Here is a 13,847-nt window from a genome sequence, read left to right as displayed (position 1 = left end):
CTACCGGCCGTCGGACTCGGCGCCCGGGCGGCCCGCGCTCCCGGCGGCGAACAGCGCCCGCATGCGCCGGCCCGCCGTGATGGCGACGACGCAGAGCAGGAGCAGCCCGCAGACCACCTGCTCGACCTTCATCCACGGCGGAAGGAAGCCGGGGATCGAGACGATGACGACGACCGCCGCCACCATCACCGCCGAGAAGATCCGCAGCCGCCGGTACGCCCCACGGGAGCCCTGGGCGGTGCGGCGGGCGAGGGCGAACGAGAACACCGACACGACGGCGACGATGGTCCCGCGCACCCACACGGTGCCGTTCACCATCGAGTGGTGGTCGCGGAGCAGGTAGACGGCCGCCATCGTCAGCCAGCTGAGCACGAGGTAGGCGCCGGTGAGCAGCGTGATCGCGCGGAAGGCGCGCAGGTCGCGGGGGTCGCGGGCGGTGCTTGCGTCGAATGCGTCCATGCCCGTCATCGTGGTCGCGGGCCCCCGGTCACGCACAGTGAGTTCGCGCATCACCCGCCCATGACATTCGTCATGGCGCGGCCGTTGGCGGACCGGACGCCGAGCGCCCGGAACAGGAACGCGGTGAGCTGGGCGGCGGCCGCCGAGGCGCTCTCCCGCGCCGTCCCGGCCAGCTGGTGCTCGAACGCCCGGCCGAGCGCGGCGCGCGCGGACCGCGCGTCCGGCTCCGGGTCCGCCCAGGGCAGCGACCCGTCCGCCAGGCCCGCGGCCAGGATCTCCGCGATCAGCGCCTCCTGCTCGGCCACGGCGCGGGCGCGCACCTCCGCGCAGCCGCGGGCCCGCGTCGCCTCCTCCGAGGTCAGCGCGAGCGCCCGGCGGCGGCGCCGGTCGTCCGCGGTGATCCGCAGCATCCCGTCGACCAGGGCGCGCAGCGCCTCGGGCGGGCTCGCGGCGGACGCCGCCCACGAGCGCATCTCCGCCGTCACCAGCGCGCCGTCGCGGCGGAACATCGTCAGCAGCAGCGCGTCCCTGGACTCGAAGTGCCGGCCGAACGCCTCGTCCGGCAGCCCCGCCGCCGCGACGATGTCGCCGGTCGTCACGGGCGCGCCGTCCGCCGCCGCCAGGCAGCGGTACGCGGCGTCGATGATGCGGACCCGCTCGACGGCCTGACCCGGTGCCTGCACGGCCCCTCCCCGCACGCCTTCGTCCGGACGTCCCGGGCGCCCGCCGGGCCCCGGGAGCCTCCACCCTAACCCGGCGGCCCGCCGCCGGGCGTCCCCGCGAAGGCCATGCTGAGGTGGCCGGACGGCCGTGTCCACGTCGCTCACCTGCACGGACTCGCGGTGCCGCCGCCGCGCCGGCGGGCCCGCGGCGCTACACTCCCGTCCCGGTAGAGATCAACGCGCGGATCCGCCGCCACACCGGAGGGTCCCCGGGCGAGAGGGACCGGCGTGCACGTCTCCATAGCGGACCTCGCGGACGGCGCGGCGGACCTGCCGCCGCTCGACGGGGACGGCGCGGTCCGCGACCCCCTCGTCGCCGTGGACCTCGCGCCGGCCGACGCCGCGGTCGTCGCGCGCGCCGTGCGCCGCGCCCGCGACTGCGACCGCATCCTGGTCGGCGTGGGCGCCGGCGACCGCGACCTGGTCCGGGCCCTCGACCTCACCCTCACCGGGCCGGCGGGCGGCGGGCCGGAGAGCGTCGCCGCCGGCGACCCGGCGGAACGGCTCGCCGCGCTGCGCGCCGCGGCCGCGCACAGCCCGCAGGCGGCGCTGGTGCTGCGCGACGTGCTGCGCGCCACCGACGGCATGCCCGTCGGCGCGGCGCTGGACGTGGAGTCCTACGCCTACTCGACGCTGCTCGGCGGGGCCGAGTTCGCGCGCTGGCTCGCCTCGCGCGGGCCGCGGCTGCTGCCGTCCGACGTCAAGGACCCGGTGCTGATGGCGCGGGACGGCGGCGTCCTGTCGATCACGCTGAACCGGCCGCAGCGCCGCAACGCCTACGGGCGCCAGCTCCGCGACGCGCTCGTCGACGCCCTCCGCGTCGCGCTGCTCGACGACGGGATCTCCCGGGTGGTCCTGGACGGGGCGGGCCCGGTGTTCTGCTCGGGCGGCGACCTGGACGAGTTCGGCACCGCCCCCGACCTCGCGACGGCGCATTTCGTGCGCACCCGCGCGGGCGCCGGCCGGCTGGTCCACCGCCTCGGGCCGCGCATCGAGGTCCGGGTGCGGGGCGCCTGCGTCGGCGCGGGCATCGAGCTGCCCGCGTTCGCCGGGCGCGTCGTCGCGGCCGGCGACGCGACGTTCCGGCTGCCCGAGGTGTCGATGGGCCTGATCCCCGGGGCCGGCGGGACGGTGTCGCTGCCCCGCCGGATCGGCCGGTGGCGCACCCTGTACCTCGCGCTCACCGGCGAGCCCCTCGACGCGCGCACCGCGCTGGCCTGGGGCCTGGTCGACGAGGTCCTGCCGTGAGGGCGGCCGGCGAAGCACCGGACGGCGTCGGATAACGTCTCGACCGTGCGACCCACGATCAACGAGCGACCCGAACCCCGGCTGGAAGAGCGGCACTCCGTCCTGGAACTGCTGGACCTGGAGGAGCTCGACCGGGACCTGTACCGCGGCGCCCTCGTGTTCGACGACCCGTACCCGCTGTACGGCGGGCAGGTCGCGGCGCAGGCGCTGCGCGCGGCGGGCGGCACCGTCCCGGAGGGCCGGCTGCCGCACTCGCTGCACGGCTACTTCCTGCGCGGCGGCGACGCCGCCCGCCCCACGATCTTCCGCGTCGACCGGGACCGCGACGGCCGCTCGTTCTCGGCGCGCCGCGTGGTCGCGCTGCAGGGCGGCGAGGTGATCTTCAACATGTCGGTGTCGTTCCAGCGGCCCGCCGCGGACGAGGACCGCCAGGTGCACCCCGCCCCGGACGCGCCCGGCCCCGAGACGCTGCCGGACGCGGAGATGCCGCGGCTGTTCTCGATGGACAGCCGCGTCCCGCCGCAGCCCTACGCGGCGTCCGACTTCCCGACGCGGGTCTGGTCGCGCTGCGTCGAGCCGCTCCCGGACGACGACCTGCTGCACGCGTGCGTGCTGACGTACCTGTCCGACATCTCCAGCGGGCTGACGGCGCTGCACGACGGGACGGCCCGCTCGGGGTCCAGCCTGGACCACTCGGTCTGGTTCCACCGGCCCGTCCGGATGGACGAGTGGGTGCTGATGGACCTCGTCCCGCTGACCGTCGCCTCCGGGCGCGGCCTGTATTCGGGAACGATCCACACCCGGGACGGCGTGCTCGTCGCCAGCCTCACCCAGGAGTGCCTGTTCCGCACCCCGCGCGACCGCCCCGCCTCCTGACGCGGCCGGGCGTCAGGAGGCGGGCGCTCGCACCGGGTCATCCGGCGGTCGCGCCGACGTCGATGGCGACGGCGCCGCCCGCCGGGATCGTGACGGCGGTGGTCCCGCCGGACACCGTCACGGCCGTGCCGTTGCAGCCGTCCGCCTTCGCGCCGCCGGTGATGACGTCGCAGTACACCCCGTCCGGCAGGCCCGTGGTGTAGGTGGCGGTGGACGCGCCGGACGAGGCGTTCAGTCCGACCCAGCCTTTCGCGCCGCGGCTGAAACCGATGACGTCGCCTGCGGTGGCGGTGAAGTTGGAGACGGCCGTGGCGGACGCGGTGGCGTTGTGCCAGCCGACCATGCCCTTGACGCCGGTCGACTGCGTGATGCACTGCCAGCCGTCCGAGCAGTCGCGTCGGTGACGAAGCCGTTGGAATCGGCGGGCGGCGACTGCCCGGCCGCCGACCAGGGCCTTCGCGACGGAGTTCCAGTTCCATCCCCACAGGTTCGCGGTGACGTCACTCGCGTTGGGGGTCGCGGCGGCGCGGGGGGCGGCGGCGCGGGCCGTCCCGTCCGGGGACGGGACGGCGAACGGCGCGGCGCCGCAGATCAGGAGGGTGGCGGCGGTGATCAGGGAGCGAGCGGGGCTTCCACGGTGCATGTCGCCGTGTCCCGGGCGTTCGCGCGCTCGCGCTGCGGCACCACGGTGTACTTCGGGTCCCGCGCCGACTGCATCCCGGCGTGGAACACCCCGAACCTCGTGCACGCCGAACCGGCCAGCAGCGCGGTGCCGCTCACGGCCGCCGCGATCCGGCTGCGCCCGCCGAGCAGCGCGCCGCCGGCGGCGCCCGCGACCGAGAGGATCTCCGCCGCCCGCATCAGCGTGCCGCCCTTGCCCTGCCGGTACGGCTCCGCGACCATCCCGAGGCGGCGCTCCATGACCTTGGACGCGGCGAGTTCGAGTCCCGCGCCGAACACGGCGGCGCTGCGCATCGGCGCCGTCTCGGCGACGGGGGAGGCGAGCAGCGCCATCCCGGACGCGGCAGCGGCGGCGGAGCCGACGAACACCAGCGGCAGCTCCCGGTAGCCCTCGTGCCACGCGGGCACCGCCGTGTCGGCGGCGAGGACGGCGGTGTAGGCGGCGACCGCCGGGCCCAGCGCCGCCGCGCCCGCCGTCGCGGCCCTGCCCAGCGGCTTGAACAGCCCGGTCACGTCCAGCACCGCGGCGGCGCCGGCCGCCGGGCCGTAGGCGGCCAGCAGCCACGAGCCCATGCTCATCGGCGAGGTCGGCTTGATCACCCGCAGCATGTTGACGAACCGCGCGGGACGTCCGAGGTCGTGGACCAGCGCCGCCGCCGATCCGGCGATGGCGGCCAGCGAGGAGATCTTCAGCGCCCGCGCGGCGGCCGGACGCCCGGTCAGGTCCGCGCCCGCCGCCAGCACCGACCCGGCGCCCGCCAGGCCGCCGAGGAAGAAGTACCCGGCGATGTCGGCCGCGTGCCACACCGGCGCGTTCAGCACGGGCTTGCCGTAGTAGGAGGTGAACTCCGCCTTCGGCACCATCGCCCGCTCGCCGCGGCGCCTGCGGCGCTCGCCCTTGCCCTGCCCGATGAGGGCGTCCCGGCCCTCCCGCTGCCCCTGGACGCCGTCCTTGGTGACGTCGGACGTGCTCATCGCCCGCCTCCCGGCCGGCCGTGGACGGTGAACAGCGCGGCGATCCCGCCGGCGAGCGCGGCCGCGGCGACGCCCGCGTGCTTCCACATGGACGGCAGGTCCCGCGTGGTCACGACCGGGTCCGGCGGCAGCCCGTACACCTCCGGCTCGTCGAGCAGCAGGAAGAACGCGCCGTCGCCCCCGACGCCGTCCTCCGGGTCGTGCCCGTACAGCCGGGCGTCCTCGACGCCGATGCCGTGCAGCTGGTCGACGCGGGCGGCGGCGCGTTCGCGCAGTTCGTCCAGCGGGCCGAACTGGATGGAGTCGGTGGGGCAGGCCTTGGCGCAGGCGGGTTCGAGGCCGTCGCCGATCCGGTCGTAGCAGAGGGTGCACTTCCAGACGCGGCCGTCCTCCTTGCGCTGGTCGATGACGCCGTAGGGGCAGGCGGGCACGCAGTAGCCGCAGCCGTTGCAGATGTCCTCCTGGACGACGACCGTCCCGAACTCGGTGCGGAACAGCGACCCGGTCGGGCAGACGTCGAGGCAGGCGGCGTGGGTGCAGTGCTTGCACACGTCCGAGGCCATCAGCCACCGCACGCCGGAGTCGGCGTTGCCGACCGGCTTGTCCTGCTCGATGAAGGCGACGTGCCGCCAGGTGTCCGCGCCGAGCCCCTGGGTGTTGTCGTAGGACATCCCGGTGAACTCCAGGCCGTCCTCGGGGACGGCGTTCCACTCCTTGCAGGCGACCTCGCAGGCCTTGCAGCCGATGCACACCGACGTGTCGGTGAAGAACCCCATGCGGGGCGGGGCGTCGGGATAGCCGGCGTCCCCGGCGACGTCGGGCTCGGCGCCCGCCAGCAGGTTCCGCCCGACCAGCCCGCTCATGTGGTCACCTCCGGCCCGTGGACAAGGCGCTGCGTCCCTTCCCGCGAGAGGGCCGCCTACACCTGCGCCGTTCCGGGCTCCGCTGGGACATCTCGGTGCATTGACGGCTTTTCGGACGGCTGGATAACGTCGGGAGATCATCGAGGAGGCGGCGATGGCGGAGGATCCGTCCGGCTACGCGGGCCCGCTGGACCGCACGCTGGGCCTGCGGGTGGTCGAGGCGTCCGACCGGGAGGTCGTGGCCGAGATCGAGGTGACGGGCAGGCTCATGCAGGCGTACGGGATCGTGCACGGCGGCGTGTACTGCGCGATCAACGAGACCGTCTGCAGCATGGGCGCCGCGCTCACCGTCGGGCTGGAGCACCGGGTCGTCGGGGTCAGCAACCACACGCGCTTCATGCGCGCCGTCCGGGAGGGCCGGCTGACCGCCCGCGCCCGCCCGGTCGACCGGGTCGGCGACCACGTCACCTGGCAGGCGACCATCACCGACGACAGGGGCCGGGTGGCCGCCGAGGGCACCGTCAACCTGCTGCGGCTCACCCCGCAGGGCCCGCCCGAGCCCGCGACCGGACGGGCGGCCGGGTCATCGCCGGCGGGTTAGCCGGGGCCCGGTCGGCCTGGGCCCGGTCAGTCTGGTCCCGGTCAGTCGGAGGCCATCGCCTTCCACTGGCGGTCGGCGGCCGGCCGCCACGCGCCGTGCCGCTCGTGGAAGAGCGCGAACGCCTGCGAACCGCTCCAGTCGTCCGGCAGCAGCTCGGCCGGCAGCGCCGGGTCCAGGAACGGGAACCGCCGCCATTCCTGGACGAGCCGGGCCTGCGCGGCGAACGTCCCCGGGTCGTCGGCGGGACGCAGCGCGCCGACCGCGTCGAGGAAGTCCTCGTAGGCCAGCTCGATCTCGTCCAGGTTCCACGCCTGCCGGGCCACGCGGCGCGCCTCGTCGAGGTCGCCGAGGCCGCCGACGAACAGCGTCGAGGTGTCGGCGACGCCGATCTCCGCGAGCACCTCGCGCACCTCGGGCTCGCGTTCGGGGTGCGGGCTGACCCACACGCCGGGGGAGAGGTTGCCGAGCCCGTTCCAGGAGAGCCGGGTCCGCAGCAGATGCCGCAGTTTCCGGTTCGTCTCCGGGACGGTGGCGAGGACCAGCAGCCATCGCCCGTCCCAGTCGCCGCCGGGGCGGCCGAAGCCGTAGATGCGCCCGGTGCCGGCGGTGAGCAGCCGCTTCCCGGCCGGGGTCAGGTGCCAGGCGGTGCGCCGGCCCTGCCGCTCCCCGGACAGCCAGCCCTCGCTCGCGCTGCGGGCGAGCGCCTGCCGGACGGCCTTCTCCTCCACCCCGAGCAGCCCGAGGGCCTCCAGGAACGCCGCCGTCCACACCGGCTCTCCGGCCGGCAGGACGAACTCGCCGAGGACGGTCAGCAGCAGCGAGCGCGCGCTCGCCGCCCCGAGCTCGCGGCGGCGCCGGAACCGCGGACCCGCGCCGGTGCCCGCGCCGGTTTCCGCGTCCGTGCCGGCGGCCGGGCTCATCGGCTCTCCCTCCGCGGGTGGCTGCATCCGGTCCCTCATCATTCCACATAACTATTGACTAGCGTTTTGCGAGTGTAGAACATATTTGCCACGGTTCACGGCGAAGGGGAGTCCCCGATGACCGCTGACACGGCGGCCGGCCAGGCGCGGCCGGACACGTTCAACGCCTCCGATCATCTCCTGGAGGCCGCGCGGGATCCCGGCACCGCCGGACGGACGGCGCTCACCGGCCCCGGCGGCGACCTGAGCTACGCCGAGCTGGACGTCCTCGCCGGGAATGTCGCCGCCGGGCTGGAGGCGTGGGGCCTGCGGCCCGAGGAGCGCGTCGTGCTGTTCATGGCGGACGGTCCCGCCATGGCGGGCGCGATCCTCGGCGCGATGCGGCTCGGCGCCGTCCCCGTGCCGGTGTCGACCATGCTGACCGGCGCGGAGCTGGCGGCCCTGCTGAACGACGCGCGGGCCCGGGTGCTGCTGGTCAGCGACCGGTTCGCCGTCCCTGCGGAGGAGGCGCTGGCGCTGGCGCCGGGCGTCCGGCGCGTCGCGGTCGAGGGGGACGCGGCGCTCCGCGTTCCGGCGGGCGTGCGGCTCGATCCCTTCGCCGACCTGGTGGCGGAGGGCGCGGCGCAGGGCGGGGAGGTCCGCGAACCGTACGCGACCTCCGGCGATTCCAGCGCGCTGTGGCTCTACACGTCCGGGACGACCGGCAAGCCCAAGGGCGCGATGCACCGGCACGCCAACATCCGGCACGTCGTGGAGACCTACGGCCGGCAGGTCCTCGGCATCACGCCGGAGGACCGCTGCTACTCGGTCGCCAAGCTCTTCTTCGCCTACGGCATCGGCAACTCGCTGTTCTTCCCGCTCGCCGCCGGCGCCGCCACGATCCTCGACCCGGACCGGCCGACGCCCGCGTCCGTGGCCGAACGGCTGCGCGAGTACCGGCCCACGCTGTTCTTCGCCGTCCCCACCTTCTACGCCGCGCTGCTGAACGCGGACGTGCCGCGCGAGGCGTTCGCGTCGGTGCGGCTGGCGGTGTCGGCGGGCGAGCCGCTGCCCGCCGAGCTGTGCCGCCGCTTCACCGAGCGGTACGGCGTGGAGATCATCGACGGCATCGGCTCGACCGAGTGCCTGCACATCTTCCTGTCGAACCGTCCGGGCGAGGTGCGCCCCGGCACCACGGGCGTCGCCGTTCCCGGCTACGAGCTGCGCGTCGTCGACTCGGCCGGCGCCGACGTCCCGCCCGGAACCCCCGGGTCGCTGCTGGTGAAGGGCGAGTCGATCGCCACGGGCTACTGGTGCCGGACGGAGACGACCCGGCAGGTGTTCCAGGGCGAGTGGCTGCGCACCGGCGACACCTACGTGGTGGACGAGGACGGCTACTACACCTGCCTCGGGCGCACCGGCGACATGCTCAAGGCGGGCGGCATCTGGGTGTCGCCGGCGGAGGTGGAGGCCCGGCTGCTGGAGCATCCGGCGGTCGCGATGGTGGCGGTCGTCGGCCTGCCGGACGGCGACGGCCTCGACAAGCCGATCGCCTGCGTCGTCCTCGCCGACGGGGTGAAGGCCGAGCCGGCGGAGCTGATCGAGTTCTGCCGGGCGGGCCTGGCCGCGTTCAAGCGGCCCCGCGAAGTGCTGATCATGGACGTGCTGCCGACCACGGCCAGCGGCAAGCTGCGCCGCTTCGCCGTCCGCGACCTGGCCGCCGCCCTCCTCGGCCGCGACTGACCCCGCACGCCCGGCCGGGGCGGCGTCCTGCCCGGCGCCGATATGCTACAAACTCTTGACGCATTGACCGGTTCCTGTGGAGCATGGGAGCACGGACAGAGTGGAGGAGCACCCCATGCACGTCGAGTTCCGGACGGATCCGGCCCGCTACCGGCACTGGAGGGTCGAGGTCGGCGGTCCGGTCGCCACGCTGACGATGGACGTCGACGAGCAGGGGGGCCTCGTCCCCGGCTACGAGCTGAAGCTCAACTCCTACGACCTGGGCGTGGACATCGAGCTGTACGACGCCGTCCAGCGGCTGCGGTTCGAGCACCCCGGGGTGCGCACGGTCGTGGTGACCAGCGGCAAGGAGAAGATCTTCTGCGCGGGCGCCAACATCCGGATGCTGGCGGCGTCCGAGCACGCGTGGAAGGTGAACTTCTGCAAGTTCACCAACGAGACCCGCAACGGCATCGAGGACGCGACGGCCAACTCGGGGCAGACCTACCTCGCCGCGTGCAACGGCACCGCGTCCGGCGGCGGCTACGAGCTGGCGCTCGCCTGCGACCACATCATGCTCGTGGACGACCGGTCGTCCACGGTGTCGCTGCCGGAGCTGCCGCTGCTGGGCGTGCTGCCCGGCACCGGCGGGCTGACCCGCGTCACCGACAAGCGGCACGTCCGCCGCGACCGGGCCGACTACTTCGCCACCAAGGCCGAAGGGCTCGGCGGCAGGAAGGCCGTCGCGTGGCGGCTGGTCGACGAGGCCGTGGCCCGCACCGCGTGGGACGCGACCGTCGCGGAGCGCGCCGCCGAGCTGGCCGCCCGCTCGAACCGTCCGGTCGGCGCCGAGGGCGTCGCGCTGACCCCGCTCGGCAAGACCCGCACCGGCGACGAGATCGCCTACCGGCACGTCACGGCGAAGCTGGACCGGGACGCCGCCGCCGTCGAGATCACCGTCGCCGGCCCCGTCGCCGACGCCCCCGAGGACATCGCCGGCGTCCACGCCCAGGGCGCGGACTACTGGACCCTCGCGATGACCCGCGAACTGGACGACCTGATCCTCGACCTGCGCACCAACGAGCCGTCCCTCGGCACCTGGATCCTCCGCACCGCCGGCGACCCGCTGAAGGTGCTCGACCACGACCGCCTGCTGCTCGACAACGCCGGCGACTGGCTCGCGAACGAGATCGTCCTGTACCTCAAGCGGACGCTGAAGCGCCTCGACGTCACCAGCCGCAGCCTCATCGCGCTGATCGAGCCCGGCAGCTGCTTCGCCGGCTCCCTCCTGGAGCTCGCGCTCGCCGCCGACCGCTCCTACCAGCTGGAAGGCGTCTTCGAGGACGTCGACCCGGACGCCGACCCCGCCACCATCGCCGTCGACGCGATGAACCTCGGCCCCCTCCCGATGGGCAACGGCCTCACCCGCCTGGAGACGCGCTTCCTCGGCGACGACGAGGCCCTGGCCGCCGTCCGCGACGCCGCCGCCAAGCCCCTCGACGCCGGCGACGCCGAACGCCTCGGCCTGGTCACCTTCGCGCCCGACGACATCGACTGGGACGAGGAGGTCCGCATCGCCGTCGAGGAGCGCGCCGGATTCTCCCCGGACGCCCTGACCGGCCTGGAGGCCAACTACCGCTTCCCCGGCCCCGAGACCCTGGAGACCAAGATCTTCGGCCGGCTCACCGCCTGGCAGAACTGGATCTTCAACCGGCCGAACGCGTCCGGCCCGGACGGCGCGCTGCGCCGCTACGGCACCGGACGGCGCGCCGACTTCGACCGAAAGCGAGTCTGAGCATGCCCGTCTCCGCGGACTACTCCGAGAAGATCCCGAACAACGTCGACCTGCACGAGGACCGGCGCCTGCAGCGGGCCCTGGAGTCGTGGCAGCCGAACTTCCTGTCCTGGTGGGAGTCGATGGGCCCGACCCTGCCGACCCAGGACGTCTACCTGCGCACCGCCGTCAACGTCGGACGCGAGGGCTGGGCGCACTTCGGGCACGTCGCCATGAAGGACTACCGCTGGGGCATCTTCCTCGCCGAACGCGACGGCGACCGCCGCATCGGCTTCGGCGCGCACAAGGGCGAGCCCGCCTGGCAGAAGGTGCCGGGGGAGTACCGCGCCGAGTTGCAGCGCCTCATCGTCATCCAGGGCGACACCGAACCCGCGTCCGTCGAGCAGCAGCGCAACCTCGGCGCCACCGCTCCCAGCCTCTACGACCTGCGCAACCTGTTCCAGGTGAACGTCGAAGAGGGCCGGCACCTGTGGGCGATGGTCTACCTCCTGCACGCCTTCTTCGGACGCGAGGGCCGCGAGGAGGCCGAGGAGCTGCTGCACCGCAACTCCGGCAGCGAGGAGTCGCCGCGCATCCTCGGCGCCTTCAACGAGGAGACCCCCGACTGGCTCTCCTTCTTCATGTTCACCTACTTCACCGACCGGGACGGCAAGTACCAGCTCGGCACCCTCAAGGAGTCCGCGTTCGACCCCCTGTCGCGCACCTGCGAGTTCATGCTCAAGGAAGAGGCCCACCACATGATGGTGGGCACCACCGGCATCGACCGCGTCGTCGAGCGGACCGTCCAGCTCATGATCGAGCACGACACCGACGACGTCGCCGCGTACGGCGCGATCCCCCTGGACATGATCCAGAAGTACCTGAACTTCCACTACTCGGTGTCGCTCGACCTGTTCGGCTCCGAGACGTCCAGCAACGTCGCCAACTACTACACCGCCGGGCTCAAGGGCCGCTGGATGGAGGGCCGCCGCAAGGACGACCACCGCCTCACCGACGACTCCATCCTGGTGGACGCCCTGGTCGACGGCGAGATCGGGCAGACCGAGGTCCCCGCCCTCGTCGGCCTCAACACCGACCTGCGCCGCGAGTACGTCTCCGACTGCCAGAGCGGCGTCAACCGCTGGAACCGCATCCTCGCCGACGCGGGCCTGCCGCAGCGCCTCTACCTGCCCAGCGTCGCGTTCAACCGCAAGGTCGGCGCCTTCGCCGGCATCGAGGCCACCCCCCGGGGCGAGCGCCTCACCCCCGAGGAGTGGGAGGCCCGGCAGGCCGCCTGGCTGCCGACCGAGGTCGACAAGACCCACGTCCGCTCCCTGATGCGCCCCGTCCACGAGCGCGGCAAGATCGCCTCCTGGATCGCCCCGCCCCGCAACGGCATCAACGGCCGGCCCTTCGACTACGACTACGTGAGGCTCAGCTAGCCCCGGGGGCGCCTCCGACGGCCCGCGAGATGCCCCGCGCTGCGGCCTGCAGCGCGGGGACCTGGGCGCGCGCGTTGCCGTCGTTGGGGACCACGACCGACAGCGACGCGATCACCTTGCCGTCCGGGCCCCGGACCGGCACGGCGATCCCGGTCGCGCGCTCGTCGATGTAGCCCGGGCACAGCGCGACGCCGCTGCGGCGCACGTCGGCGAGCAGCGCCCGCAGCCGCCTCGGATCGACCACGGTGCACGGCGTGAAGGCGGCGAGTTCCCCGGCCAGCACGTCCTCCTGCAGCTCGGCGGACGCGTTCGCGAGCAGCACCAGCCCGCTGGACGAGGCGTGCAGCGGCAGCCGCCCCGCGATCCGGGTCAGGTTGATCACCGCGTTCGGCATCGAGAGCCGCTCCACGAACAGCACCTCGCGGCCGTCCAGCACGCCGAGCTGGGTGTGGTGGCCGATCACCGCGTGCAGGTCCTCCATGAACGGCATCGCGGCCTCGCGGAGCCCGAGCGTCGGCGCGGCCCGCGACGCCAGCTCCCACATGCGCAGGCCGACCCGTACGCGGCGCCGCTCGTCCCGCGCGAGCAGCCCGTGCCGCACCAGCTCGTCGACCAGCCGCGACGCCGTCGCCACATGCAGGCCGGTGCGCCGCGCGACCTCCGACACCGACAGCGACGGATGGTCGGGATCGAACGCGTCGAATATCCGCACCGCCCTGGTCAGGACGGACTCACGTGTCACCCTGCCATTCTGCCGCGCGCGAAGAACGGGCGCCGCCCGGTGAGGCGGCGCCCGTCCCTGCGAACGATGTCGTGCAGGTTTTCCGGCGTGAATACCCGCGACTCCTCGTGGAGCCCTTCCGGCCGCTCGAATCCCACGAACGTCACCGGCCCGTCCGGAAGCCGCTCGCCGTCCCACATCGTGACCTCCCGGGACGCCCAGAGGCCGGTCAGATACCGGACGGTCAGGTACCGCCGCTCCACGACCGCCCGGACCAGCGCGGACGTGGTGAGGCGGTTGCCCTCGACCTGTGCAGCCACTTGGCGCGCCACCGGCCGTCGTCGCCGCGCAGGAACACCAGCGGCAGCGCGACCCGGCCCGCCCCGCGCAGGTCGGACTTCATCCGGACCGTCCGCGGCTCGAACGGCCGTCCCTTCTGCTCGGCGTCGCGGAGCATGAACCCGAAGAACGACTCGGCGACCTGCTCGAACCCCTCACCGGAATAGACGTTGACCTGCGGGATGATCACCCGCGCGCCGACCTGGCCGAGGCGCAGATCGATGAACTCCGACGCCCCGTCCGGCGCCGACGTGATGTCGCCGGAATGCTCGCCGCCGACCTGCGTCAGCGACGTGTACGACAACCACGCCGGGTTCTGGAAGTCGCCGTCGAGCATCAGCGCCGACAGGTCGAAGTCGGTCCGGGCCTTGGCCTGCTTCCAGTAGACGAAGAACCGGAGCAGCTCGCCTTCGACCGGTGACACCGACCCGCGCGGCAGGACGCCCAGTCCGGACGCCGTCGCCTTCCCGCTCATGGCAGCGCGACATCCAGGACGTCCCGGTCGACGACCAGCCGCCCGGCGTC

15 protein-coding genes are annotated in these 13,847 nt (G+C 74.0%); 6 read left to right on the top strand and 9 right to left on the bottom strand.

What is annotated here, in order from left to right; translation table 11 throughout:
- Complete coding sequence (locus tag ACA514_RS01435) at nt 1-459, bottom strand: hypothetical protein (protein ID WP_375039109.1); 459 nt, start codon at nt 457-459, stop codon at nt 1-3.
- A gap of 50 nt (nt 460-509) precedes the next feature.
- Nucleotides 510-1,142: a TetR/AcrR family transcriptional regulator gene (locus tag ACA514_RS01430; protein WP_375039108.1), complete on the bottom strand. Its 633-nt coding sequence runs from the start codon at nt 1,140-1,142 to the stop codon at nt 510-512.
- A 267-nt stretch (nt 1,143-1,409) separates the two neighbouring features.
- Here ACA514_RS01430 and ACA514_RS01425 point away from each other — a divergent pair, with 267 nt between their 5' ends.
- On the top strand, nt 1,410-2,429 hold the full coding sequence (locus ACA514_RS01425; protein ID WP_375039107.1) for an enoyl-CoA hydratase/isomerase family protein: 1,020 nt from the start codon (nt 1,410-1,412) through the stop codon (nt 2,427-2,429).
- Between the two features lie 45 nt (nt 2,430-2,474).
- On the top strand, nt 2,475-3,305 hold the full coding sequence (locus ACA514_RS01420) for an acyl-CoA thioesterase (RefSeq protein ID WP_375039106.1): 831 nt from the start codon (nt 2,475-2,477) through the stop codon (nt 3,303-3,305).
- Nucleotides 3,306-3,342: 37 nt separating this feature from the next.
- Here ACA514_RS01420 and ACA514_RS01415 read toward each other — a convergent pair whose 3' ends face one another.
- From ACA514_RS01415 to ACA514_RS01405, 3 genes are read right to left on the bottom strand one after another with little or no spacing between them, the layout of a single operon-like run.
- Nucleotides 3,343-3,948, bottom strand: coding sequence for an alpha amylase C-terminal domain-containing protein (locus ACA514_RS01415; protein ID WP_375039105.1), 606 nt, complete (start codon nt 3,946-3,948; stop codon nt 3,343-3,345).
- Entirely contained in the window at nt 3,918-4,961 is a 1,044-nt protein-coding gene (gene nrfD / locus ACA514_RS01410; protein WP_375039104.1) for an NrfD/PsrC family molybdoenzyme membrane anchor subunit, read from the bottom strand. The genes ACA514_RS01415 and nrfD overlap by 31 nt, the downstream gene beginning before the upstream one ends.
- A complete protein-coding gene (locus tag ACA514_RS01405) occupies nt 4,958-5,737 on the bottom strand; it encodes a 4Fe-4S dicluster domain-containing protein (RefSeq protein WP_375039375.1) in 780 nt (259 codons plus the stop codon). Before ACA514_RS01405 ends, nrfD begins: the two co-directional genes overlap by 4 nt.
- Nucleotides 5,738-5,978: 241 nt before the next feature.
- Between ACA514_RS01405 and ACA514_RS01400 the strand changes: the two genes are divergently transcribed.
- The gene (locus ACA514_RS01400) at nt 5,979-6,425 is read left to right on the top strand and encodes a PaaI family thioesterase (RefSeq protein ID WP_375039103.1); all 447 of its coding nucleotides are present in this window, start codon (nt 5,979-5,981) and stop codon (nt 6,423-6,425) included.
- A 41-nt stretch (nt 6,426-6,466) separates the two neighbouring features.
- Here ACA514_RS01400 and ACA514_RS01395 read toward each other — a convergent pair whose 3' ends face one another.
- Nucleotides 6,467-7,345, bottom strand: coding sequence for a PaaX family transcriptional regulator C-terminal domain-containing protein (locus tag ACA514_RS01395; RefSeq protein ID WP_375039102.1), 879 nt, complete (start codon nt 7,343-7,345; stop codon nt 6,467-6,469).
- Between the two features lie 117 nt (nt 7,346-7,462).
- Between ACA514_RS01395 and ACA514_RS01390 the strand changes: the two genes are divergently transcribed.
- From ACA514_RS01390 to boxB, 3 genes are all read left to right on the top strand, one after another.
- Nucleotides 7,463-9,067 (top strand): benzoate-CoA ligase family protein, encoded by a 1,605-nt coding sequence (locus ACA514_RS01390; RefSeq protein ID WP_375039101.1) that lies wholly within the window; start codon nt 7,463-7,465, stop codon nt 9,065-9,067.
- 115 nt (nt 9,068-9,182) lie between these two features.
- Nucleotides 9,183-10,841, top strand: coding sequence for a 2,3-epoxybenzoyl-CoA dihydrolase (boxC, locus tag ACA514_RS01385; protein ID WP_375039100.1), 1,659 nt, complete (start codon nt 9,183-9,185; stop codon nt 10,839-10,841).
- Nucleotides 10,842-10,843: 2 nt separating this feature from the next.
- Nucleotides 10,844-12,262 carry a benzoyl-CoA 2,3-epoxidase subunit BoxB gene (gene boxB / locus ACA514_RS01380; RefSeq protein WP_375039099.1) on the top strand — a complete coding sequence of 473 codons (1,419 nt, stop codon included), beginning with the start codon at nt 10,844-10,846 and terminating at the stop codon, nt 12,260-12,262.
- Here the strand turns inward: boxB and ACA514_RS01375 are convergent.
- Genes ACA514_RS01375 through ACA514_RS01365 form a run of 3 tightly spaced genes read right to left on the bottom strand, consistent with a single transcriptional unit; the run spans nt 12,255 to nt 13,797 of the window.
- The gene (locus ACA514_RS01375; RefSeq protein WP_375039098.1) at nt 12,255-13,004 is read right to left on the bottom strand and encodes an IclR family transcriptional regulator; all 750 of its coding nucleotides are present in this window, start codon (nt 13,002-13,004) and stop codon (nt 12,255-12,257) included. The two genes, boxB and ACA514_RS01375, sit on opposite strands and share 8 nt — an antisense overlap.
- The gene (locus ACA514_RS01370) at nt 13,001-13,303 is read right to left on the bottom strand and encodes a hypothetical protein (RefSeq protein ID WP_375039097.1); all 303 of its coding nucleotides are present in this window, start codon (nt 13,301-13,303) and stop codon (nt 13,001-13,003) included. Before ACA514_RS01370 ends, ACA514_RS01375 begins: the two co-directional genes overlap by 4 nt.
- Complete coding sequence (locus tag ACA514_RS01365) at nt 13,228-13,797, bottom strand: hypothetical protein (RefSeq protein ID WP_375039096.1); 570 nt, start codon at nt 13,795-13,797, stop codon at nt 13,228-13,230. The genes ACA514_RS01370 and ACA514_RS01365 overlap by 76 nt, the downstream gene beginning before the upstream one ends.
- Between the last annotated feature and the right edge of the window lie 50 nt (nt 13,798-13,847).

It is taken from the genome of Actinomadura sp. NTSP31 (genome assembly GCF_041951385.1).
GTDB lineage: Bacteria > Actinomycetota > Actinomycetes > Streptosporangiales > Streptosporangiaceae > Spirillospora > Spirillospora napierensis.
This window is presented reverse-complemented; position numbering and strand designations above follow the sequence as displayed.